The organism is Alicyclobacillus sp. CIJ1 (assembly GCF_057538885.1).
Genome location: NZ_BAAJPH010000101.1, coordinates 1 through 21,427, shown reverse-complemented (window position 1 = coordinate 21,427; position 21,427 = coordinate 1). Strand labels below are relative to the sequence as shown.

Here is a 21,427-nt window from a genome sequence, read left to right as displayed (position 1 = left end):
CGACTTTTGGATCCGTGGCATTTGGCATCAACTCGTGCGCCACCCACCGTTGGATCGCGCGTGCATATTCGTCCTTACCCACGAGGGCCAAACGCAAAACGCCTGTCTCACGCACCACCGGGATCTCTTCCTGCCCGTCCAGGCCTTCGACAATCAACGTGTCCTTCTCATCGTCGTCCAATCTTCGGAGCGCCTTTTCCACCTTGTGCAATCCTACGGCCTCACACACGCCAACAGCGTCAAACAATGGTTCGCCATCAACCCAAAACACACGCACCTGCGTGCCATTCGCAAAGACCGCCCAGGTTTGTTGCATGAGAGATCTCTCCTTCCAAAAGAGGAGCAGGTGCAGGGCAAAACCCAGATGGGCCAATCCACCTCCAACACACCTTCTCAACTATCCTGACGATGACAGGCAAAACGCGGCGTAAACGTCGAAAGGCCCTGCGCCGCTATCTTCGACGCAGGGCCTGATGTCATGTCAAATTCCCTACTTTTCCTCAACCACAATCGCAGTTGCCAATGTGCGCTGCGGAACCGTCAAGTACCGCCCCTCATACCACAATCCCGTGGAACTCCCGCCGTCCAGGTTCATCGCGTACGTCAAACCGAGCGCTTTGGCAATCTGCGCTTCCTGGTATACATTCGCGTCGTGAATCGTCAAAAACACCAACTGCCCGGACGAGTTGAACCCGACCACCGAGCGCAGTGTCACCGCGTCCACGACTTCATAGTTATCCAGTCCTTCTTTTGCCGGCTCGATGTCGATGCGGCCATTGTTAAGCAACATGGGACCGGCACCGATGGCGTTCGGATATGCACTGAAGGGCACCGTCTTTCCTGTGTCCAGTGAAACCACGGTGTCTCCCCACACTGCCCGATCCCCCACGTGCACCCGTTGCATGATGGGTGTTTTCGCCTCACCCGCGCCGATCTCGATGTCGTAGCCATTGCTTGGAATTGGCGTGATGCCGTCGTGGATCGCAACGATCTTGTTATTCTCCACTTCGGCCACGACAGACGAGGATTCGCGAGTGCGCGGCCCGTAGAACGGCGTCAACACGCTGATCCGCATAGGATTAGTGCTCAAAGTGTTGAGAAACCAGGGCCACATGTTGCTGATCGGATTCGTTGGATCATACACGTTCAGCGACAGCTCCTCGGTCGCCCGCAGCATCGTAAGCTGGCCTTGAGTGCCTATGCCGAGAAGCGTGCCTTTGTCGTTGTACACGAATTGGCCATTGATTTCCAAAGCCCCGGCCGGGAAATTATCGCCACCCGCGTCGAAGAACGTGCCGTTAATCGCAGCGATGGCGTGATTCTGCTGGGCAATCTGAGCCAGCGTAGCCGTGGTGCCAAGCTCGCGATTTGCGATAGCGGGTTGAACCTCAATGTGCGGATCTCGAACATCGATGATGACCTCGTTCACGGGCTCTCCGTCCACGATAAGGGAACGCACCTGAATAGCTTGGGAACTGGGTGCGGAGGAGACGCGATGGACTGCGGAATGTGTGGAATGCACAGGATGATGTGAAACAAGATCAACCAGTGGCGCAACGAACATGAACCCTCTCCCCCAACTTTGGCATGCAACTCCTAGTTTACTGGGGGTTCTCAAATTCGTGCAACACGAGAAAACGAGAGGAGAGAAGAGGCTTTATACTTGTGGCGGCGTCTTACAGGGATCGAATCCTTCCGGCAAACGAAACCTTCCTCGCAGTAACGCAATCCAGGCTCCGTCGGACACATATCCCGTCTCCTGCTGCACGTTGACACGCGAATCCACCCAGATGGCCCACAGGTTGATAAGCACCCAGAAGGGATTCCGGATCCACAACCACATCGTGAGAAAGTTCGCCAGCATGCCAGCACGATACACCCAGATTTTCTTCTTTACAGAGATCTCCGAACAATACGTATACGGAAGATTGTATCCACCCAACGGGAGAGGCCGAAACTCAAAGCGTCCGATTCGCAGCGATTTCTTGCCGCTGCCGAAGATCACTCGTTCGGTGGGAACGCCAAACGCCCGACGTAAAACATAATGCCCTAATTCGTGGATGATGATCCGGACGTACAACTGTAGCCACACGGTGGCCGATGCCACAATCCAGCCGACAAGCGTGCGAGGAAAGGTGCAAAGAAACGTGTGCAAGATCTCAGACAACACGCACAAAATTCCACTCAGCATACCTTCTTCCCCAATTCCTCAAGATGGAAATCTTCCCACACCACGACGTGCGGAAACACGACCACTGCTAAAATTTCGAGTTCGTTGCCGCCCTTCTTCTCAAACGCGAAATGTCCCGCGTAAGACGTGCTGATCCAGCCCCAAACGAAATAAATCGGAATCAGTGCTATCACAGGGATGCTCGGCGTGATCGCCAACGAGAGAAAAAACATTCCATACGGACCCAATACATACAACACGCCTAACGGATCGGTGCGATCTAGGTCATTGACCTTGATGGACAAGTAGAACAGCCATGACAGGAGCAAATAAGCCAATCCGCACATCACACGCTCCCAGACACTGAGATGGACAAAGTGCCCTACAACCCAGATTCCGCAAAGCGCCATGTACCACAATTCCATCTTTGCTCTCATGCTCAATAACTCCTCCTTTTCTGAACCGCAGGAGTTTTGTTATCCTTATGACCAAGGCCATCGTCCACCTCAACGAAGGCCGAACACTGGGATTCTCGGTACGGCACGAAGCCGCCTGTCAGGTAACCTGGCAGGCGGCTTCGTGTTCTGACGTTCAGTAAGACCGCTGCCGAGCCTCCGAACGGCTCGCAATAGTGATGCGCTCGCGGCAACAGCGGCAGGAGCCACGCCAAGTGACTGTACTTGCCGCCGTACCAACCAAACGCGATTCGCCTTCGCCGCGGCTTTTGGCGCGCCAAGCCCACGTGATCGTGCATGAGCGCTGTAAACGACGAGAGGTCTTGTTCCAACGTCAAAAACACCACCCCTATAGACGGTGGTGGTGCAGGGCATCGAGCTACTGATTTCTGCGGCGCTCGCGCTCTAACCGAATCAACTCAGCAAAGACCGGAGCAATCTGCGCAGGCACTACGCCATTCCCAAGAGCTTTGAGTCGAGCAACGCGGTGACGACGCTCCGTCGTCGTCCGTGGCGGTTCCCACTCAAACTGCTTCTGGCCGAATCCGGCGGGCCACGGTACATGCCGTAATTGGTCGTTATCCACGTTGATGTCTGTCCATCCGACGGGTAGTCCCATCAGGCATTCCACCCAATCCGGATTTAACTGCCCTAGATGACTAGGCTCCATCACTTGAGCCTTGAGGTTCCGTCTTTCGATGTCCCGCGCCCACGCTTTCGTCCCATATGCCGAAGACCCTTTATACTCGCTAGATTTTGGCGTTCCCCAAAGGACTGCATCATTAAGGTTCGGTGACCATCCTTCCTCGCGTTTACGCTTTGCTCTCGCCGAATCGGAAGCGTCACCTGAACGATAATCACGCGTCTGTGGTGTGGGCCAACGATTGGATAGCATGACGACGGCGTTCGGGAGCCCGACAGTAACTTTCGTTCCATCCGGACAAACGCCAGTAATCGATGTCCCCAACGGCAAAGTGCGCCCTCCCTCAACGTCACTTTTCATCGGCGTAGGCCAGCAAGAACACTCGCTCCCGTCGATGCGGCGCACCCACGTCACATGCGCCATGCACGCCCCATCGTACATCAAACCCGATTTCGGCCAGGTCCCGGAGAACGGTTCCAAAGAACCGTCCAGCATCAGTTGACAAGATCCCTGGCACATTCTCGCCCACGAACCATCGGGGCCTAAGATCGCGAAGCACTCGCCGGAACTCGGGCCAAAGATCCCGTTCGTCCTCAGCGCCCAATCGCTTCCCGGCCACGCTGTGCGGCTGACAGGGCCACCCTCCACAAACGATGTCGATCTGGTCAAGTCCCGTCACCTCACGCACCTTCTCCGCAGTCACATCCCGGATGTCCGCGATGATCGGAACATCTGGGAAACGCTTCCGAAGCACCTTTTGGCAATAAGGGTCAATCTCACAGAACAAGACTGTCCGGATCCCAAACCACGAAGCCGCCAAATCGATGCACCCGACACCACTGCAAAGGCTCACCATGTTCACCACGCATCATCCTCCTGATCGTGCGTGGCTTGCAGGGCAAGTCTCCAAGTCTCCACTTCGGTCAAGCCTTCCAGGTATATTGACCTTATGGTAGACTAAACATGAAAACAGGAGCCGGTGCGGCCAACACCGACTCCCGAGCACCAACGCCTCGGGCGTTGCCCCTGCCCGTATTCGTGTTGCGGGCAAGTAGCCGTCCCAAGGGCGTTAACCGTTGGGAGCGGCTACTTGCGTTTCAGCAAGGTGATCAGTGCCACTAACCTGTACGGCGCTGGGAGCCCCCGGCTTTAGCCGTGGGGAGGAGGCGCCGGAATCATTCCATCGCGTACGCATATCCATCGCCTCGCTGCAGGATTGTAAGATACTTGGGATGCACATCGAATCCATTCAATCTAAAGCTCGGTCTATGACGAATGACTATGCGCCCGACATGTGTCCCTGCGTACTTCCCTCGCGGGATATGCGCCTGTACCAGATCGCCTGTGCGGAAACCCATGTACGTTCTCGAAGACGGTGCGTGGCTTCTCGGGAATCCGTATTTGTCTGTCATGCAGCGTTGTCGCTTCCCATGGCCCTTTGCCACAATCGTGAGAACTTGCATCTGTGTATCCAGACGAACGTGCTGCCCAGACTCTCCGACGCAGGCTGCATCAATCCACTTTGCCTTTGGATAACCTTGCGAGAATCGGTTGTATTTCGTCCGACCGCCGCTTCCGGCTTCAACAGGCAACCCAGTAGCCTTCAGCCGACGATACACCGCCCATCGCGTAGCGTTCATCGCCGCAGCATTGCGAAGCGAAACCTTTAACTGCGCCTGAATCCAATGCAGCCGTTCTTGGTCATGGTCCAAGAACTTCTCCACAGGCCGATTACCCTTTGCTTGATTGCATCGGTGGCAGGCAAGCACCAGATTCGATACGCGATCAGATCCACCGCGAGAACGCGGAATCACGTGGTCAATTTCAAGCGGCACATTCTCAGCGCCGCAGTACGCGCACTTGCGGTCCCACTTCTCCAGCAGGTACTCCCGAACTTCGTACCCGTAAAGTGTGCCTTGCTGATATTCCGCGCCGCTGATCTCCGGGTACTGGAGCTTTTGCGTGTCGAAACTCACCAATTGCATCGAGAGATGTGCGATCGGTGCCCAACGCCGTAGGCGCGTGACCCACGTTTCGATGTTGTGCACCCGACTCATCAGGCTCGGCGGAAGCCAGCCTTCTGGCCGTCGACGATTGTCGAAGCGCGGTTTGCGATAACGGGTCTTGCGATATCGGCGACCTCGACGCAACATTCGCCTTCTCAACAGCGCCTGTCGGATCTGATCGCCGCGATGCTGAACTTCGGCAGCCCACACAACCGTCTTCCCGCGCTGAAATTCCGCAACAAGCGCCACGCCTGTGGTCTTTGAACCAGGTGCAAGTTTGAGTTGCGTTGGTTGAACGTCGCCGCCGTCACGATCATGCAGAATGATCGTGAATGGATACCGCCGGAACACGGATGCTCTGCCCGCTTTGAGCAGTTGCCTCGCGCGCGCCGGATGGCACGGCATGAGCGGTCTTCGGTTGGTGTCCAACACCAGAACGCGATTCTGTTTCATAAGAGTTACCTCCATCTCGCCATATGGCGGTTACGTGAGCCTCGCCAATGTTATCCCGGCTTGTCATGCGAGCGGCACTGGCTTCGACCCCCGTACGCCTGTTTAACCGCCCGCGACAGGGCCTAGAGCTGGCTCGCGCACTCCAGGGTGTCATGACCGAGATAACGTAGCCCGATGGCCCTACGGCCCTGGCTGAGGCTGGTCAACCTCGAGCCTTTTGGCTCACGGCATCATGCTATAGTGCGATTGACGGGCCTGCTCATCGCAAGCCCCCGGCTTTAGCCGTGAGGTGGTTGACAAAGGTTGGTGCCAATCTCAGTTTACCATTTTATAAATATTTAAACCATAATGTTCCTCTTCTTCAGCATCTTCTTGACAAAGTCGTAGACGCGATCATCGAGCAGCATCTGCGTAAGCTGTTGGTTATGCGCATCCAGAAAACGTCGAGTCTCGACATCGATCTCGTCAATCTCGTTCTCCAACTGTTCCAACAGCCATCGAATCCGCGATAAGTCCCACCCGCGCTCTTCGAACATCGCAAGAAAATCAGAATACAACGGTTCCACATCCGATGGAATGCGATCCTTGTGCTCCAGGTACCACACGATGTATTCGAGCTCCACCCGCGCGCGTTCCGTCAAACTGCGCATGTACTCCAGTTGCGCATAGTGGGTCAGCGGATCCGTATCCAGCAGTTTGCGAAAGTATTCGTCTACAAGAGGCTCCCCAAGTTTGGCGATCTCCTCTTCGGTGGCATCAGCATGCGCCCGTACCAACTCATACGCCTTCTGATGGAATTCCAAAATCACAGACTCCATGTCCTTGTTCATTTCTCGTCCCTCCGACCGCGGTTTACATCGTTAACGAAACGGGCTGTTGCCCATCCAGCAAATCCGCAATCCTGCCGTCCACCAATACGCCCGCAGGTTTGCCGTGCTGGACTTGATAGGCGATCAGGTCGTCAATGTACTTTGCCTCGTCCATGAACGCCGCAATCATCGTCTCCAAATACTGCTTCTGCTTGACCAACGTCTCCAAGTCGGCAAACGGCAACGTCGCATGCGCGAACTTGGCGCCTTGTTGCCGATACGGCACCATCGCCCGAACCTTCCTGCCTAAGACTCGTATCCTGCGCAGCGCTGTGCAGTAATAGTCGTTGTAGAACGCGTTCCATCCCTTCTCGGGCGTGAACACCCTGCGTGCATACGGCTCCACGAGATCGCGGTTCTGCTTCCCGGTCTTCTTGTCAGTGAAGGTGATGCGATAGGACAACTCCTGCAACATCTCCATTGGATACACCAGCATTTGCTCTTGTCCTTGCGCCATCTGGCGAACACACCCCTTTCACCAGATGGGGAGTTGCAGGACAAAACAAAACGGCGACGATCCCGATGCCCCCGGGAACGCCGCCGATATGTCCCATGTGCTATTTCAGCAGTCTCGGTCGCTGAATGGCGTGAAGTGCGTCGACAATTTTGGCCAGAAACGCGCTGACCTCCTCAAACCCGTCCATGCCGTTCGGCCCGACTCGTTGCTGTCGATAGAACTCGTCCACAATCCAGTCCACCTCGCCGCCCGTTTGATGACAGACCGTCCAAATATCCATGACCGCGCGTTCCAGCTTCGTATAGAGTTTGCGACGTTGAGCGCGAGCCTCGTGTTCATCTTCGATCTTTTGCAGCGCGGGTGGCACTTGGAATTGTACGACCGGCGCGCCTTGGCGTAACTCCTGGATCTTTTGTTCGTACCTGGCCAGCAACTGCTCAGTCGCTTGATACTTCGATTCGAGTTCGCGTTTTTGTTGCTCGATCTCCACCGCCCGCCGCTTCCACGCCTCGATCTCCTGCTGAACCGAATCCGGCACCACCTCGACGCGCTCCACAGGCCGATTCTTGAGTTCCTCGATCTCCCGCTCCAAATCGGCAATTCGCTCGCGGTCTTCTTTTCGACCGCGCTCCCGCAACGCGGTCAGCTCCTGCTCCAGCGTGACCACGCGCCAACTTTGAGCCTGGAGGTCCCGAATTCGACGTTCCAACTGCTCGATCTTCTGACGATCTTCCTCGCGCCCTTGCTCGCGTAACTCCGCGAGTTCCGCCTGCAACCGCGCCGTTTCCTGGTCGCGACGTTCGGCCTCTTCAAGTCTCCGCCGCAATTCCTTAGTCTCTGCGAACGTACGGTTTGCGATTTCCTCTCCCAGTGCATCGAACAGACTGCGTTGAATCTCGGGACTCAAGTAGGCCAACTGCTCGGCGGCGCTGGTACCAAGTTTGCCGGAGGATACAAGAGTTTGTAACTCCGGAATAAGGTTGTTAAGTTTAAGCAAGCGTTCCGTGGTTCGTTCGCTTTCTCCCACCACTTCAGCAATATCCTTCAGGGTTTTCAAGTCGCCAATTTGGCGACTTGGTACTTCGCTACTCGAAACATTTCGTGTCCCGCCATGCTTGACTCCCCAATACTCCGCCAAAAACTTCGCCCTTCGCGCTTTGCGCATCGGGTCGTGGTCTTCTCCGCGTCGCTCTTCGTTATCGGCAATGAGAAGGTATTCCGCCTCCTGCTCCGGAACGTCATAGATCACGACCGGAACCCGCTCAAGCCCCAGTTCCTTCGCAATGCGCCAGCGCTGGTGACCGGCGATGATCGTCCCGTCAGGCAGAACTTTGAGAGGATCCCGGATCCCATGCGCCTCAATGCTGCGCTTCAGCTCTTCATACTTCTCCCCATCCAGATCGGCGTAGTATTCAACGTTCTTCAGGTGGGGCTTCAGACGATGGATGCTCATCTCGCTCATGAGACCGACCTCCTCATCCCAGCGTGAAGTGTAGGACGCATATGTGCTCTCCAAACAAGTCGCCCACCTGATCTCCCTACCGGGACGACAGGCAGGCGCTCGGTCGTTCAAATTTTGCTGTTAAAATACTCTTGTGTAACTTGCAATTGCTTCTTCAGAATTTCCTTCCACAAATACCCCTTGATTTCGCCCGTTCCCTTTGACACCTTGGTCCGTTTGATTGTGCCGTCTGGCATAATCTTTCGATAGTGGTAGTGATCTGTGTCTTTGTACAGTTCCCACCCATCGTTCTCGCAGAACCGCTTGAGGTCTTTCCAACTAGGCATCCAGCAATCCCACCACGCCCTCCAAATCGTCTTGGAGCAGAACGTTCAACACATACGGGGCGTGGCGTTTCCGATTGGGACTATGGAAGTACATCGAGAACTCCTCCATGTACTCGTTGGCGTACTCCACAGCCTCCTTCGCCAATTCAACCTTCAGTTCTTCAATGGTCGGTGCGTTTGCGACCACATCGAATACGTCCAACGTGCCCGTATACGTTCCGTCTTCCTCTTGATGAATCTCCATCTTCAGCCTATATCCGTCCAGAAGTGCCCGTAAGTGTTCGACAGAGACCACCGCGAATTTGTCGCGGTTACGTTTTACAAGCTGCGGACCCTTGCGAACGACCGTGTCAATGAAACGCCCCCAGTCCTTGCGCACGTCCGTCGCGTTCAATACCGTACTCATCAGCATTCGCCTCCACCTCGCATCATAGCACAAGAATGTACATTATGCACATAGTGTACGCATTTAGAGTGGGGGCTATGCGTGAATCGTGAGGTCGGCGCCTTACCATCGCGCCTATCGTCCCAACAAGCTTCTGCTCGGTTGTCGTCGCGCCTTGAATAGATCCCGTGCAATTTGCCGCAATTCCGCCTCGCTCAACGTAACCTGCACGCTCATCGGTCCGTTCGAGAACGTGACAATCCACCTCTTCGATTTATCCAGAAACAGAACACTATGTTCCGCTTGATCCACGCCGTAATCAATAAAGAGTTCCATTCATTCGTCACCTCCCGCCGTGCTAGAAACACCTCGGCCACTGTAGGATCTCGACACGCGCCCCGCACTGCTGAATCGCCCCGCACTGCCACCGCTATAGCGACCTGCGCTGCTATATCCACCACCGCCGACCACCATCGGAATGAAGACCGGGAAGAACTCTCCTCCGTTTGCATTAGCCTGCTGCGCCGACTCGTACGCACTCATCGCATCCGTGAATGCCTCGCCAACGTCGCCCTGAAGCAGCGCTTGGCTCACCTGATCCGCAGGCTCGACCTTGCCGTTCTGATAGGCGAAGTCGATGTCGAAGTCATGCCCGAAACGGATCTGGACAATCACGGTATCACCAAACGTGTAAGGACGAAGATACACTGTGTCACCCACGTCGTTGCCCAATGTTTGGAGAAAATCTTCGATGGTTTCGTGATTATGAGGAATCGGATACAACAGCACCGCCTTGTAGGCCGCGATTTCTTGCGGCGTGAGCTTGGGCTTCACAGGAGTTGTGTCGTTTGCAGCGCCTAACAACGTGGCAGTAGAACATCCCGTCAAAAGAAGCGCCGAGGCGGTGAGCAATGCGGCCAACTTCGATTTGGACATGTGCATCCCTCCCAGTATGAGGTGGAATGCACGACAAAAACCGCCCCGTATCGTTTGCAGAGCGGCTTCGATCAATGAACCTCCACCGCCTGTCGCTTTGCGTCTAGGCGGAGGAGGTTCATCCATCGATCTAGACTCAGGCTCGGTGTTAGACTGGAAGTATGACTAGGGTACGTTTTGTATGTATGGTCACGTGCGATTCCTTCTCACCTCCCCCTTGGTTTGGGTGTGTACCGTTATCGTCAAACCAAGGACAGAAGCCCCCCAATCTTCTATTAGGCGCTCCTGTTTTCTTTTGGGAGCACCAAAACATTTAAAAACACCAATAGACTTTTGCAAGCGTCCATTCTATGATAAAGGCGAGCTGGTGACGCGGGGCGGCGTCATTGAGCTCCTTTCGATACCCCCCTTGTCTTTTTAGGCAGGGGGGCGTAGTGTTTAAAAGCCACTTGTGTTTACCCATCGCCGTTTGTAATTGGGAATCGAATCAAATGTTCGTCTTGTTCGTCCGTGGTTCGATTCCAAGTTCCTGGCGTATGAGCTCCACTTCCTCATCCGGCTCGGCACGCTCAAGACACGACTTGTGCACGTGGCAGTCGTATTCCATGCTGAACAGCCAATCATCGCCGGTGGCGCGATGGCATATCCAACAGCCGCCCTCGTTCGGCGGCGTTTCTTGCTCCCAACCGTATCGATGCGCGAGTCTGTTCCACATTGCAGACTCCCAGCCGCCTCCCTGGACTTGTGCCCGAGCGCGAATGATACCTCGAATCGGTTGCGCATGGTAACGGATTCTCCACTCATCACCGGCAGCATTGCGAATCGTGAAATCCCAGTCCTGCTGAGCCAACTCACAAACCGCGGCGATGAGATCTTCCATGTCTTCACCACTAACCCGATACTCGTAGTATCGCGGGTCGAAGAACTCAGGCGCGGAAAGAGCGATGTCTCTTGCGCATTCAACGACGCGCTCCAGCCGTTCGAGCCGTTCACGCTCGACAAGGACGTACTTCGAGTCGTGCAAATCATAAATTCATTTTTATCTAAACGTGGTGATAAATACGAATTCAATTCTATAAAACCAGCGGCAACATCGATAGGAACCAAGGTGTTACAGAATGCGTAGACAAAGTTTTTTATAACTTTCTTCATCTTCACCATCCCCAAAAAGACACAATTGTGTTGCACTGTACTGAACTCGCGTAGACCGCGAATTTCCTCACGATTAGGTGCGTCGCCAGACATCTCGACAGTTACTAAGTCAACGTTCACTCAATTGATGACCGACAAACCCAAGATTTCGACAGACCACTCCAAGGATCGACACCTACAGATGGGCTAACCTGAGGTTAGGCCGACACGCGCCATGCTCCAAGTGCATTCGGCTCCTTTCTCACACGGCTCCGGTTCCTGAGGCTGTGCCCCCTATGGATGCGGGAACCGGAGCGAAGTTGGGTGTAAGGGTTGGCACTCCCTTGATGGATGACGTATCGAAGTAAGCTGGCGACGCGATGGCAAGCGGTCGGCCATACCCCGATTCTTCCACTCAACATCCCTGCGCGCCGGGGCGGCGGTGCAGGGATGTTGACATGTTCGAACCAAAACTTCGCCAGTCTACGACAAGTTTCGACTTACACTGTGGTCTATACTGTTATTGCGACGGAACGTGCTAACCTCAGGCTGGCCACGATTCGCTCCTTCGTTTCGCCCCGACCTTACCGTCCAAGGTCGGGGCGAAACGATGTTCGGGGGTTGTTTTTTATCGAACATGTCGCATAATTCATGTAGACTGGCGGTTGTGAAGCGGTCGGTTGATTTAGTTATGCACCCCCTTCTTGTACCCTGCATCTTAACCTTGCGATGCAGGGCATTTTTTCGCCGTCTTCCACAAAAGTCATCTTCGAACACGTCCATCACATCGATACAAACATCACGACATGTCGCGACGGACATTTCAATGGAGTTTCAATACCTATCCCGTACTTTGATAGCGGATAGATTTTCCTCGACATAGGAGGGGCATCCAATAATGAAGAGACGACACGGATTGGCCTATGCCGCGGCGTCGTTGGCGGTCTTGACGTTCCTCGGCGTATCAGGCGACACGGTTCTTGCAGCCACCAACTCAACAACCAGCCACACGTCGACTTCGTCCCACCGTCCGTTTCCGCCGGGCAGTTTCCACGGCCCGATGCTCGGACAAGAGATGATGACTCAGGCGGCCAAAGATCTTGGTATTTCCGTTTCCACCCTTCAGGCCGACCTCAAGAGCGGTAAAACCGTCGCGAGTGTCGCGGCAGCGCGCAAGATCTCTGAAGCCAAGCTCATCGCAAAACTGGAGACCGAGATGAAGGGCTACATCAAGACGGAGGAAACCAGTGGCAAGATTTCAAGCACGATGGCGAGCCGAATGGAATCGAACCTGCCAACCATGGTCAAGAACTTCGTCGAAGGCAAGCACATGATGCCGTTTGGCCATCCAGGCACAAAACCCAGCACGACGAAGAAAACTTCGTAAGGAGGCTGATTGATCATGCGTAAACGAATCCTTGCAATCGGCACAACCGCAGCGCTTGCGCTTGGCACCGTTGTCTCGTTCGCCGCTCCCACCGCTTTCGCAGCTACGCGCGGCGGCATGCACTTCACCAATCGTGCGCCGTTCGACCGGATCCCGAGCCGTGCGGTTTCGCTCCAACAAGTCGAAGCCAACGCGTCGATCGTCAACACCTTGTACCAGCAATATGAGTCCCTACTGCCAAGCTCGTCGAACACCTCCACATTGCCCAGCGCGATTACGAACCTGATCTCCGAACTGCAAACGGACATCTCGAACCTGCAAAGCGCCACCAGCGTCAGCAACGCGCAGCAGACGATCCAGCAGATTGAGCAGGAGATCCAACAGGCCGAGAGCCAACTTCGGAGCACCGACTCGCTGTCGAACCTCGAACAGCAGATCTCAACCGACTACACGAACTTCAGTAACGATCTGAGCACAGTCGAGAACGCTTCAAGTCCGACCAGTTCGCAGTTGGCTCAAGTCTGGTCGCTGGAAAATCGTCTGGAGAACGAACTGAGGCGTGCCATCATCGACCTTGGTGGAACGCCGACCACCACATCGACGTCGACCTCTTCCACTTCGACGAGTTCCTGATTTCTGAAGCGACCGCCGCCTGAGCGCACAGTCGCTCGGCGGCGGTTAGCCCCACATCAATTCCCGAATCGCCTCCGACATGCGAATCCCCCAGTCTCCAAAGGTGGGATCAAGCAGAAGCCACACCTCTCGCCCGCCTTTGCTAAAAATCACCACGCGACCGTCTTCTCGAGCAGACTCTGTCCATCCCATCGCAGTCAATTTGCTCATCATCTCGTCAACGAGCACACGCCGCAATGTGATCACGTCGTCCAACGGCACTGTGACGGTTCCGTCCCTTTCGATCCGCGCTTTGCAGGCCAGTCTCAGTGCCAAGATCTCAAGCTCTGTCATCCTTAACCACCCTCATCGTGGCCTTCGCCCCAACGAACCGCATAGTTCTTAGCACTGCCAACAGCCCGCGCACTGCTCAAGGCCCAGCCGCATCCACTTCGGCCAGGACATCGACCTGATGCGCTGGAACACCCGTTGACGCTCCCGAGCCGAACGATCCATCTCCCGTAACTGCGCCAAGAGCAGACGACGATGAGCACGGTACTCCTCGATCAGTTCCTGCATCGTGGTGTCGGACACATACATAAAGAAAAACCCCCTTTCTACTTAGAGGGGGTTTGTAAGACAAAAACCACATTCTGAGATTATACGGTCGCCGCGAATGTTCATCGAACGGCCGCTTGCTGCGCTTGATGCGCTACCCAGTCCCCATTCTCGACTCTCGCGTACCCGTCCACTTTGCGCTTCGCCATGCAGTACACCCAGCCCCGAAGCCCATTCACCGTGTCCGAGACAATGACTCGATCATAAAAGGTCGGATAATGCTCAAGACGATCCAATCGCGCAAGGCCCTCGTCCGTCACCCTGACCCACTCGCCCGTGACCACGCCGTCCTCCTCCAGCGTCGCCGCCGGGAACGGCCCGAGGTCGTACATCGCACCGCGGATCTGACCCTCGCCCAGGTCCGCCACCAGATACGGTTCCATCACCGCTCGATTGGACTGGCCTTTCCGCAATGTGCCGTATACAAACACGGTATGCACGCCCATGCACACGCCCCTCCCTAACGCAATTTTAGCTTCAATTCTAATTTCAACCTGTATATGGGTCAATAAAGCACATCATCCAAATTCTATTGAAAGTCTGGGACCTTCGTGATAGGCTTGTCTTGGGAGGGAAACCTCTCTTGGGCACCCCCTTCGTAGGAAGGGGGTGAGAGGGATGTGGCAACACATTGCTGTGGTGCTCGTAGCGGTGGGCTGGAGCCTTGCCCGAATCGGGCACGCGTTCACAGACATCCTGCGGGCCTTAAACGGCAATCCCCGCCTCGCGCGCTACCGAAAGGCGGGGAAGCCACAAACCCGTCGCAGGAGGGGTTAACCCTCCTGCTATGTTCATGATTATCGTACCACACACATCCATATGCGTCTACAGGCTAAGCCCGCGACAGGACTCGAACCTGCAACCGGCCGCTTACAAGGCGGCTGCTCTGCCTGTTGAGCTACGTGGGCATGATAAAGGCCCGATGCTCGCGAAACACCGGGCCGATTGGGGCCTACTACCGAGTCTGGCTCGGGTTCAGTCCCGATACCTCCACAGCGTTGGGAGGGCGTTTGGAGAATTCCAAACCCTATGATAGGATTGCACATGCAACGGGCATGCTACCGAACCAAGATGGGGTTCAGCCTCCTACTATATTGAAAGTATACCAATTCCCCGGCCAAATCGGCAATGCGTTTATGAAATTTGTCCATCGTCTGCTCGTCGTCTTGCATATTGATTTGCCTCCTCGAACAACTGTTGTCTCCACAGTTTGAAGAACAACCTTTCACGATCCGAATGAAGCGCCACGTTGTAATCGGCCTCAACGTCTTGACCCGAATCCAGCCATAACCCATGCAGTTTGCCACGGTACGTGTTGAGATCCACTTCCATCGACCATTCCGTCCTGACGATGTCCCACTCAAGCCGCACATTGCCATCTGGCGTCGGATACACATACGGAACCGGAAGTCGCGACGGGTAGAACGTGTCCAGCATCCGAAACAAGCGTTTCAGCCGCTGCTTATTCGGCGCACGGCCCTCGCCGTCCAGCCAACCATCGCGCAGTTCCAAGAGTTTGTCCAACTGAGCTTGAAGCTCCGGCTTCACAAAAACACCCCCTCAGATATTGGGGGAGTGCAGGACAAAATTGATGCTTAACTCTTGGACAACTTCCTCATGGCGTTGTCGTTTCGGACGAACACATCAAGACGAGTTGATCAGGCGAACGTCAATTTTCTCGCCTCAAGTGCCTTTCTCACCCGCTTTCTTACCCTCTGGATTTCGTTGCCAATCGACTTATGCCCTCGCCCAATGCGCCGCTCGATCTCCGCATACGAGTAGCCCTCGAGCCGAAGTCTCAACACATCGCGTTCCAGTTCCGTGAATCGCAGTCCCCAATGCTCTTCAGCCCACTGCACGAGTTCATCCGCCGTAGCATCGTCGCGAAGTCCTTCATCCAGCACTATATCCTCGACGCTCGGTGCTGCACGATCGACATACACGTCCCGCACCGTCTTGTCCTCGTCGTCGATCCAAGGACACTCCCGATCTAGTGACAGCGCCGTCAAGTGCCAGTAGTGTTTTTGCCGCCGCGCCATCCGGAGCACCGCCTGCACCTCGCGGAGAACGCACATTTTTGCGAACGCGAGGAACGGCACGCGCCCGTCGTAGTCCCGTACGGCCTCCCACAGGCCAATCAGTGCATGCTGCATCACGTCGTCTCGGTCGGCACCCGGGATCCAATATTTCTTCGTCCAATGTCGCAGCTTGCTGCGAAACTCGTGATAGAGCGTCGTGAAGGCGTCCTGGTCACCCGAATTTGCAGCAAACACCACCGTGTCCATCGAAACGACTCACCCCACTTGTGGGGGCAGTGCAGGGCAGATGGCACATTGTCGAATATCCGCAATATGGTACACTAAAACTGAAAAGAGCGCCGGAGTTCGCGGCTCCGACGCTCGGGCACCGACGCCTGGGCAGTGTCCCTGCCCGTAATAGTACTTGCAGGCAAGAGACCGCCCCACGGGTTTCGATTCGAATTTGAACACGGCGCTGCATCACGGAGGTAATTTCATGGGCACTAATTGGACGATTCGAAAAGCGGTTCCCGACGATGTAGCAGGTGTTGCAAAAGTTCACGTTGACAGTTGGAGAACCACTTACAAAGGAATCGTACAGGAGGAGTTCCTAGAAAGTCTGTCCTATGACAGAAGTGAAGAACGATGGCGAAACCGTTTTGCGAAAAATCCCGCTGAATATGCCATGTTCGTTGCCGAAAATGAGGTAGGGCAGATCATCGGTTTTGCGGATGGCGGTCCCGAACGTTCTGGCGACTGCGATTATGACGGGGAATTGTATGCGATTTACATTCTCCAGGAATATCAACGGAAAGGAATTGGTAAACGACTCTTCGGACACGTTGTTTCTCATCTGGCTTCCAACAACTTTCATGGGTTGATGGTATGGGTGCTGAGTGACAATCCGTCTCGTCTCTTTTATGAGTCGCTGGGTGGACAATTAGTCCGAAATAAGACCGTTGAGATTGGGAACCAACACCTGTACGAGTCTGCTTACGGATGGCGTGACCTTGCGTCGTTACGCACGAAGTTAATGAACTAATAGCGACGTATCTCTCTGTTGTAGGCGAACCAATGGGGGCGGTCTACTTGCGTTTCAGAGCAAGAACCAGGGTCAATACGAACGTCAACAGCGATACCAGCAACGATCCGGATTGGATCAGCAATTGCAGTATGTGCTGATTACGTCCATGACCCCACCCCCTCCCCGTCGTGAGAAACGGGCAGGGAGTGACCCCCAAGGTGGTGCCTACCTATAGTCTACTAACATTCCTCTAAATCGTCACTGGATTCATAGAATCCACGCCAGTGAGTGCCTCGAAGATGTCTCCCATCGACAGGTCCGCTCCCGCCATCGCCTCGTCCGATACCCCGTAATAAAGATGCACAACGTCCCCTTCGACCCATGCGCCACACGAGAACACCACGCCACCGAAGAAGCCGTTGAGTTCATAAGGCGCTTCGGGCTTCAGAATCGGCTCTGTCGACCGTGCAATGACCTTCGACGGATCCTCCAAATCGAGCAAGCACGCCCCCATCGCGTACTCGTTCCGTTCGTTTGCTCCGTGATACAACACCAACCAGCCCTTGTCTGTCCGAATCGGCACTGCGCCGCCTCCGACACGCGCGCCGTCCCACATACCGGGTCTTCTGCCCATCAACCGCTGATGCCGACCCCAGGTCCCCAAATCCAACGACGACGCAAGCCAGATGTCCAGATCACCCATGCTCTTGGGCGCGGGTCGATGCAGCAGATAGTACCGACCGCCGATGCGTTCCGGAAACAACACCACGTCCTTGTTCTCCGGCGGCAGGATGAGTCCGAACCTCTGGACTTCGCGAAAATCTCGCGTTGCCGCGAGCCCCACCGCGATGCCGTACTCTGATACGGCGGTGTAGGTGATGTAGAAGACGCCGTCGATCTCCGCAACCCGCGGATCTTCCACGCCGAAGGCCTCATAAGGCGTCTCAGGAGCGAGAAACGGCTGTTCCTCCACCGTAAAATGCCGACCGTCGCGGCTTCGCGCCAGCCGTAGGTGCGACATGGACGTGAGCCAAATGGGTTCGAACGTGTCCCTGCGCCGCACGGCGCGGGGATCCGACAAGTCGAAGCGTGGATCTTTCCGACTGACGCGATGGACTTCGACAGACTTCCGTTCCGCGTTGTAGATGGGGACGCCCACAGTGTCGTCATCGGCGACCGCCTGTTCCGCGACGCGCAGCACGAGGATCGTCTCTCCCTGGTACCGCGCCACGCCCGCGTTGAACGCGCCGATGACCTTCATGTCGGGGTGAGAGGGTGGGACGTCGTGAGGAGTGATCAGGGGATTTTCGGGATAGCGAACGGCGGGCATCATGGATTCCTCCCATACGAGTGGATTTGTCTCCACCGATGGGTGGATTGTACGACAAACAAGCCGCGAGTTACGTCGCTTACCACTCGCGGCCCAAAATTTCTTTCAATTCTTCTCGAATCTCTTGTTCATGCTCCTTCCACGCGCCCGCCACATCGCGAATGCTTCGGCGCAGCTCTCGCCGCCCAATCCGCCGTAGACTTAGCAGTTCTTCCTCCAGATCAACATCCAGTCCATACACGCGAAAGTCCTGACCAAACGTCTCAAGCGTGTTTCGCAACGATTTCAGCATTTCATAGTACGCCTTCACCGCGCCACGCTCGTAATCGTTAGATGGTTGGCGCGCTCGTTTCCGCTGATGTCGGCGCGCATTTTCCAACATCTGTAGAACCCATTCTTGCAGAAGAGTTTGCTCGAACGACATGTGATCGCCTCCCTTGCTTTGCCCTCCATCCCCCTCCCAGATGGAGGTGCAGTCCATGACCGTCCGTCGCTCCTATCTCCAATGGCCCGGCGGCAAATCCCACATCATCTCCGCCCTGCGCGCGTTCCTGCCGCCCGGCCGTCGGCTGATCGAGCCCTTCGTCGGCGCGGGTTCGGTGTTTTTCAACACCGACTATCCCGAATACCTGATTGGTGACGTCAACGAAGACCTGATCCTAGTACATCAAACACTCCAGGCTTACGGCGACGTCTTCATCGACGCCTGCCGCGCGCTGTTCGTGCCTGAGAACAATACGCCCGATCGCTACTACGAACTCCGGGACGAGTTCAACAGCACGATGGATCCGTGGCGTAAAGCGACGCTCTTTGTGTACCTCAACCGCCACGGAATCCACGGCCTTACGCGCTACAACCGCCGCGGCCACTTCAACACGTCGTTCGGCTATCGGACGAGAATCTACTTCCCAGAAGCAGAGATGCGCCTGTTTGCCGAACACGCCAAGCGCGCCACGTTCATCCACGCCGACTTTCGCGATCTGATGTCCGAGGCGCGCCCTGGCGACGTCGTTTACTGTGATCCGCCCTATGTGCCACTGTCCAACACGGCGAACTTCACCGAATACGCACCGGGAAGCTTCTCGTGGCACGACCACATGGCGCTGGCTGAATGTGCGCGTGAGCTCGCTCGCCGTGGTGTGACCGTGGCGATCTCGAACCACCGCACGCCTGAAACGGAATCTCTCTATCAAGGTGCGACGATTGTCTCCGTGAAGGCACCAAGAAACGTTGGGAACCAACATCCTCACGCCAAGCGCGTCGCTGAGGAAATTCTTGTGGTGTTCAGAACAAGCTAGTGTTGGCGACGCCTTTCATGTAACACTCCTCGAAATGCAGTGCCGTTTCGACTTCCGCCGGTGTGAGCCCATAGTCCCCGGCGATATCAGCAATACTGTCGCCCGCTTCTCGACGTTCCTGAAGAATGTCGGTTCGGATGCCTCGACGGGCGATCACCGGACGACCGAAGCCCCATTCAGGCGCTATTCGAATTCCAGCACTGCGCCCGAGAGGCCACCACGCAGATACTCGGCCCTCGTCATAGTCTAAATGGACGAAAATGGGTTCTAATGCGTTCTTCCAAGGGAAATCCCTTTTGATCTCCATTAGAACCTGCGCTCCGCATGTTCGGAACGCCCAACTTGTGAAAGGGCATGAAATCCGAAGCGTCTTCTCACACTCGGCATTCATGCTCCGTATGTCCCGATACGACAAGCCCTGCTTTCTGAAGACGCTCACAATCAGGACCTCAATCAACTCTTCAAACGATACGCCGTCCGTGCGTGAACGTCGTAACCATCGACTTGCGGTCCCAGGCATAACGCCGACCAGTCGATCAACTTCCGAAAGCGTGTAAAGCGGAATGTCTCGCATCAACACGCCGTATGTTTCCTCCTCAGACCCTTTCGATTGACGTGTACATGGTGATGTTTTACACTCGATTCGAGCGCAAGCTCAATTACCCGCTCGCGACACGTGTGTACACAACTCCGCCGCGTCCACCCCGTCACGGTTGGCGCGGCGGAGTTGTTTTGGCTCTCAGAGCAACGTCACCATCCTCACATCCTGAGGATCGATCTCGACCTCCGCTGGTTCGCCACGCACCTGCGTCCGCAAGATCAGCTTGCCATCACGCGTTTCCAGCGTACCGTAGTCACCGCCTGCGGTGAACGATGCAACACCTCCGCCTTCGCCCGCCACGATCTCGCGGCCATTCAACTTGTACCGCTTGGTCTCAATCGCCACCTCACCGGATTGAGCGTGCGAGATGAGCTCGTTCACCCCATAATCACGAAACACCGGCTGCCCATTCTCCATCGCACGGCCTTGCACCCGTGTGAGTGAAGAAGCCGGGGACGATGCCGATCGCTGCTGGCTAGACGGAGCGTGCTCGATTTCCTCGATAATCTTCTGAGCCGTCTTGGTGATCCGCTCGAGGCTCGCACGCAACTTGCGCTTGTCTCCCCCGGACCACGCCCATACATAACTCACCGAGTAGTCACTGGTGTCGAATCCAAACGCCGACGCCACGCAGTACGCGACCGCCTCCGCCTCGATCTCCATCTGCTGACGCTCGGGTGATGGCCCTGTGCCTTCGACAACCGTGAACCGATCATCGAAATCGGCATGCATCAGCGCGTGCGCGTACTCGTGGATCAGCGTCTTCGCCTCCTGATCCGGCGACAGCCCGTCGGACAGGCTGATCTTTCGGTCCTCTAAGTGGTAGACACCATTCGCGCCGTGCAGTCGCTGACGGGATTCGTAAGAGATCGGGATCCCTTTGCTTCGAATCACACGCATCAACCGATCTCGGAGCTCCACATGCCGATCGCCTTCGATTCGCTCATCCAGCACCGGAATCGGCGCGCCGTCCGTCTGCGAGATGTCGAACACCGTCACCGTCTTGAAACCCACAATCTTTTGCTCCAAGATCGGCTCGCCATTTTCGTCAAGCATCGGCTCGCCGTGCTCGTCCTCCTTCGGGAGCTTTTTGATCACCGGCGTCAGGATGCTGATGCCCCGCTCGCCGCGCATGACGTGACGCCCGAACTCCTGCCACTTCTTGTAGCCCATGACGCACGACGCGTTCGGGCGTTGGGCGTAAATCAGCATGACATTGTGAAAGCTGTATCGCGGCACGCGCGCC

At 55.7% G+C, this 21,427-nt stretch carries 27 protein-coding genes and 1 tRNA gene; 5 read left to right on the top strand and 23 right to left on the bottom strand.

Annotation, left to right across the window (positions count from 1 at the left end; translation table 11 throughout):
* The 13 genes from AC27E8_RS06790 to AC27E8_RS06730 form a co-directional block, all read right to left on the bottom strand.
* The coding region (locus AC27E8_RS06790; protein ID WP_487111398.1) for a BRO-N domain-containing protein at window positions 1-316 on the bottom strand (316 nt) is incomplete at its 3' end.
* Window positions 317-490: 174 nt separating this feature from the next.
* Window positions 491-1,429, bottom strand: a complete 939-nt coding sequence (locus AC27E8_RS06785) for a phosphodiester glycosidase family protein (protein WP_487098632.1) — start codon at window positions 1,427-1,429, stop codon at window positions 491-493.
* 228 nt (window positions 1,430-1,657) lie between these two features.
* Complete coding sequence (locus tag AC27E8_RS06780) at window positions 1,658-2,191, bottom strand: site-2 protease family protein (RefSeq protein WP_487098633.1); 534 nt, start codon at window positions 2,189-2,191, stop codon at window positions 1,658-1,660.
* A complete protein-coding gene (locus AC27E8_RS06775; protein ID WP_487098634.1) occupies window positions 2,185-2,607 on the bottom strand; it encodes a hypothetical protein in 423 nt (140 codons plus the stop codon). The genes AC27E8_RS06780 and AC27E8_RS06775 overlap by 7 nt, the downstream gene beginning before the upstream one ends.
* Window positions 2,608-2,609: 2 nt before the next feature.
* Window positions 2,610-2,963 (bottom strand): DNA adenine methylase, encoded by a 354-nt coding sequence (locus AC27E8_RS06770; RefSeq protein ID WP_487111402.1) that lies wholly within the window; start codon window positions 2,961-2,963, stop codon window positions 2,610-2,612.
* Window positions 2,964-3,617: 654 nt separating this feature from the next.
* Complete coding sequence (locus AC27E8_RS06765; protein WP_487098654.1) at window positions 3,618-4,124, bottom strand: DNA cytosine methyltransferase; 507 nt, start codon at window positions 4,122-4,124, stop codon at window positions 3,618-3,620.
* Window positions 4,125-4,443: 319 nt separating this feature from the next.
* Window positions 4,444-5,727: an RNA-guided endonuclease IscB gene (gene iscB, locus AC27E8_RS06760; protein WP_487098635.1), complete on the bottom strand. Its 1,284-nt coding sequence runs from the start codon at window positions 5,725-5,727 to the stop codon at window positions 4,444-4,446.
* Between the two features lie 338 nt (window positions 5,728-6,065).
* A complete protein-coding gene (locus AC27E8_RS06755) occupies window positions 6,066-6,557 on the bottom strand; it encodes a hypothetical protein (protein WP_487098636.1) in 492 nt (163 codons plus the stop codon).
* Window positions 6,558-6,579: 22 nt separating this feature from the next.
* Window positions 6,580-7,053: a hypothetical protein gene (locus AC27E8_RS06750; RefSeq protein WP_014464556.1), complete on the bottom strand. Its 474-nt coding sequence runs from the start codon at window positions 7,051-7,053 to the stop codon at window positions 6,580-6,582.
* A 100-nt stretch (window positions 7,054-7,153) separates the two neighbouring features.
* Window positions 7,154-8,515: a ParB/RepB/Spo0J family partition protein gene (locus AC27E8_RS06745; RefSeq protein ID WP_487098655.1), complete on the bottom strand. Its 1,362-nt coding sequence runs from the start codon at window positions 8,513-8,515 to the stop codon at window positions 7,154-7,156.
* A gap of 318 nt (window positions 8,516-8,833) precedes the next feature.
* Window positions 8,834-9,247: a hypothetical protein gene (locus AC27E8_RS06740; RefSeq protein WP_487098637.1), complete on the bottom strand. Its 414-nt coding sequence runs from the start codon at window positions 9,245-9,247 to the stop codon at window positions 8,834-8,836.
* Window positions 9,248-9,562: 315 nt separating this feature from the next.
* Window positions 9,563-10,162: a hypothetical protein gene (locus tag AC27E8_RS06735; RefSeq protein ID WP_487098638.1), complete on the bottom strand. Its 600-nt coding sequence runs from the start codon at window positions 10,160-10,162 to the stop codon at window positions 9,563-9,565.
* Between the two features lie 487 nt (window positions 10,163-10,649).
* Window positions 10,650-11,186 (bottom strand): hypothetical protein, encoded by a 537-nt coding sequence (locus AC27E8_RS06730; RefSeq protein WP_487098639.1) that lies wholly within the window; start codon window positions 11,184-11,186, stop codon window positions 10,650-10,652.
* Window positions 11,187-12,191: 1,005 nt separating this feature from the next.
* Here AC27E8_RS06730 and AC27E8_RS06725 point away from each other — a divergent pair.
* Complete coding sequence (locus AC27E8_RS06725; protein WP_487098640.1) at window positions 12,192-12,680, top strand: hypothetical protein; 489 nt, start codon at window positions 12,192-12,194, stop codon at window positions 12,678-12,680.
* Between the two features lie 15 nt (window positions 12,681-12,695).
* Window positions 12,696-13,313 carry a hypothetical protein gene (locus AC27E8_RS06720; protein WP_487098641.1) on the top strand — a complete coding sequence of 206 codons (618 nt, stop codon included), beginning with the start codon at window positions 12,696-12,698 and terminating at the stop codon, window positions 13,311-13,313.
* Window positions 13,314-13,358: 45 nt separating this feature from the next.
* On the opposite strand, the gene AC27E8_RS06715 is transcribed toward AC27E8_RS06720, so the two are convergent.
* The 3 genes from AC27E8_RS06715 to AC27E8_RS06705 form a co-directional block, all read right to left on the bottom strand.
* Window positions 13,359-13,646, bottom strand: a complete 288-nt coding sequence (locus AC27E8_RS06715; RefSeq protein WP_487098642.1) for a hypothetical protein — start codon at window positions 13,644-13,646, stop codon at window positions 13,359-13,361.
* Window positions 13,647-13,694: 48 nt separating this feature from the next.
* Window positions 13,695-13,892 carry a hypothetical protein gene (locus AC27E8_RS06710; RefSeq protein ID WP_487098643.1) on the bottom strand — a complete coding sequence of 66 codons (198 nt, stop codon included), beginning with the start codon at window positions 13,890-13,892 and terminating at the stop codon, window positions 13,695-13,697.
* Between the two features lie 80 nt (window positions 13,893-13,972).
* A complete protein-coding gene (locus tag AC27E8_RS06705) occupies window positions 13,973-14,356 on the bottom strand; it encodes a gamma-glutamylcyclotransferase family protein (protein WP_487098644.1) in 384 nt (127 codons plus the stop codon).
* Window positions 14,357-14,528: 172 nt separating this feature from the next.
* Here AC27E8_RS06705 and AC27E8_RS06700 point away from each other — a divergent pair, with 172 nt between their 5' ends.
* Window positions 14,529-14,687, top strand: a complete 159-nt coding sequence (locus AC27E8_RS06700) for a hypothetical protein (protein ID WP_487098645.1) — start codon at window positions 14,529-14,531, stop codon at window positions 14,685-14,687.
* Between the two features lie 58 nt (window positions 14,688-14,745).
* Here AC27E8_RS06700 and AC27E8_RS06695 read toward each other — a convergent pair.
* The 3 genes from AC27E8_RS06695 to AC27E8_RS06685 all read right to left on the bottom strand — a co-directional run bounded on the left by AC27E8_RS06695 (window position 14,746) and on the right by AC27E8_RS06685 (window position 16,195).
* Window positions 14,746-14,818 (bottom strand) — tRNA-Thr (locus AC27E8_RS06695).
* Window positions 14,819-15,044: 226 nt separating this feature from the next.
* Window positions 15,045-15,458, bottom strand: coding sequence for a hypothetical protein (locus AC27E8_RS06690; protein ID WP_487098646.1), 414 nt, complete (start codon window positions 15,456-15,458; stop codon window positions 15,045-15,047).
* A gap of 110 nt (window positions 15,459-15,568) precedes the next feature.
* Complete coding sequence (locus tag AC27E8_RS06685; RefSeq protein ID WP_487098647.1) at window positions 15,569-16,195, bottom strand: sigma-70 family RNA polymerase sigma factor; 627 nt, start codon at window positions 16,193-16,195, stop codon at window positions 15,569-15,571.
* Window positions 16,196-16,424: 229 nt separating this feature from the next.
* Between AC27E8_RS06685 and AC27E8_RS06680 the strand changes: the two genes are divergently transcribed.
* Window positions 16,425-16,970 carry a GNAT family N-acetyltransferase gene (locus AC27E8_RS06680; protein WP_487098648.1) on the top strand — a complete coding sequence of 182 codons (546 nt, stop codon included), beginning with the start codon at window positions 16,425-16,427 and terminating at the stop codon, window positions 16,968-16,970.
* Window positions 16,971-17,202: 232 nt separating this feature from the next.
* Here AC27E8_RS06680 and AC27E8_RS06675 read toward each other — a convergent pair whose 3' ends face one another.
* Together AC27E8_RS06675 and AC27E8_RS06670 are read right to left on the bottom strand one after the other, a co-directional pair.
* Window positions 17,203-18,282, bottom strand: a complete 1,080-nt coding sequence (locus tag AC27E8_RS06675) for a glycoside hydrolase family 130 protein (RefSeq protein WP_487098649.1) — start codon at window positions 18,280-18,282, stop codon at window positions 17,203-17,205.
* A gap of 79 nt (window positions 18,283-18,361) precedes the next feature.
* Window positions 18,362-18,706 carry a hypothetical protein gene (locus AC27E8_RS06670; protein WP_487098650.1) on the bottom strand — a complete coding sequence of 115 codons (345 nt, stop codon included), beginning with the start codon at window positions 18,704-18,706 and terminating at the stop codon, window positions 18,362-18,364.
* Between the two features lie 55 nt (window positions 18,707-18,761).
* Between AC27E8_RS06670 and AC27E8_RS06665 the strand changes: the two genes are divergently transcribed.
* Window positions 18,762-19,580 carry a Dam family site-specific DNA-(adenine-N6)-methyltransferase gene (locus AC27E8_RS06665; RefSeq protein ID WP_487098651.1) on the top strand — a complete coding sequence of 273 codons (819 nt, stop codon included), beginning with the start codon at window positions 18,762-18,764 and terminating at the stop codon, window positions 19,578-19,580.
* On the opposite strand, the gene AC27E8_RS06660 is transcribed toward AC27E8_RS06665, so the two are convergent.
* Together AC27E8_RS06660 and AC27E8_RS06655 are read right to left on the bottom strand one after the other, a co-directional pair.
* Window positions 19,567-20,154: a DUF433 domain-containing protein gene (locus tag AC27E8_RS06660; RefSeq protein ID WP_487098656.1), complete on the bottom strand. Its 588-nt coding sequence runs from the start codon at window positions 20,152-20,154 to the stop codon at window positions 19,567-19,569. The genes AC27E8_RS06665 and AC27E8_RS06660 overlap by 14 nt on opposite strands.
* Window positions 20,155-20,319: 165 nt before the next feature.
* On the bottom strand, window positions 20,320-21,427 hold a 1,108-nt coding region (locus AC27E8_RS06655; RefSeq protein ID WP_487111400.1), incomplete at its 5' end, for an ArdC-like ssDNA-binding domain-containing protein.

Bases quoted from the DNA above. Each gene is read 5' to 3' on its own strand.
- AC27E8_RS06780 (WP_487098633.1), bottom strand. From the start codon at position 2,191: ATGCTGAGTGGAATTTTGTGCGTGTTGTCTGAGATCTTGCACACGTTT.
- AC27E8_RS06775 (WP_487098634.1), bottom strand. From the start codon at position 2,607: ATGAGAGCAAAGATGGAATTGTGGTACATGGCGCTTTGCGGAATCTGG.
- AC27E8_RS06765 (WP_487098654.1), bottom strand. From the start codon at position 4,124: ATGGTGAGCCTTTGCAGTGGTGTCGGGTGCATCGATTTGGCGGCTTCG.
- iscB (WP_487098635.1), bottom strand. From the start codon at position 5,727: ATGAAACAGAATCGCGTTCTGGTGTTGGACACCAACCGAAGACCGCTC.
- AC27E8_RS06755 (WP_487098636.1), bottom strand. From the start codon at position 6,557: ATGAACAAGGACATGGAGTCTGTGATTTTGGAATTCCATCAGAAGGCG.
- AC27E8_RS06750 (WP_014464556.1), bottom strand. From the start codon at position 7,053: ATGGCGCAAGGACAAGAGCAAATGCTGGTGTATCCAATGGAGATGTTG.
- AC27E8_RS06745 (WP_487098655.1), bottom strand. From the start codon at position 8,515: ATGAGCGAGATGAGCATCCATCGTCTGAAGCCCCACCTGAAGAACGTT.
- AC27E8_RS06740 (WP_487098637.1), bottom strand. From the start codon at position 9,247: ATGAGTACGGTATTGAACGCGACGGACGTGCGCAAGGACTGGGGGCGT.
- AC27E8_RS06735 (WP_487098638.1), bottom strand. From the start codon at position 10,162: ATGTCCAAATCGAAGTTGGCCGCATTGCTCACCGCCTCGGCGCTTCTT.
- AC27E8_RS06725 (WP_487098640.1), top strand. From the start codon at position 12,192: ATGAAGAGACGACACGGATTGGCCTATGCCGCGGCGTCGTTGGCGGTC.
- AC27E8_RS06720 (WP_487098641.1), top strand. From the start codon at position 12,696: ATGCGTAAACGAATCCTTGCAATCGGCACAACCGCAGCGCTTGCGCTT.
- AC27E8_RS06715 (WP_487098642.1), bottom strand. From the start codon at position 13,646: ATGACAGAGCTTGAGATCTTGGCACTGAGACTGGCCTGCAAAGCGCGG.
- AC27E8_RS06710 (WP_487098643.1), bottom strand. From the start codon at position 13,892: ATGTATGTGTCCGACACCACGATGCAGGAACTGATCGAGGAGTACCGT.
- AC27E8_RS06705 (WP_487098644.1), bottom strand. From the start codon at position 14,356: ATGGGCGTGCATACCGTGTTTGTATACGGCACATTGCGGAAAGGCCAG.
- AC27E8_RS06700 (WP_487098645.1), top strand. From the start codon at position 14,529: ATGTGGCAACACATTGCTGTGGTGCTCGTAGCGGTGGGCTGGAGCCTT.
- AC27E8_RS06685 (WP_487098647.1), bottom strand. From the start codon at position 16,195: ATGGACACGGTGGTGTTTGCTGCAAATTCGGGTGACCAGGACGCCTTC.
- AC27E8_RS06680 (WP_487098648.1), top strand. From the start codon at position 16,425: ATGGGCACTAATTGGACGATTCGAAAAGCGGTTCCCGACGATGTAGCA.
- AC27E8_RS06675 (WP_487098649.1), bottom strand. From the start codon at position 18,282: ATGCCCGCCGTTCGCTATCCCGAAAATCCCCTGATCACTCCTCACGAC.
- AC27E8_RS06670 (WP_487098650.1), bottom strand. From the start codon at position 18,706: ATGTCGTTCGAGCAAACTCTTCTGCAAGAATGGGTTCTACAGATGTTG.
- AC27E8_RS06665 (WP_487098651.1), top strand. From the start codon at position 18,762: ATGACCGTCCGTCGCTCCTATCTCCAATGGCCCGGCGGCAAATCCCAC.
- AC27E8_RS06660 (WP_487098656.1), bottom strand. From the start codon at position 20,154: ATGCGAGACATTCCGCTTTACACGCTTTCGGAAGTTGATCGACTGGTC.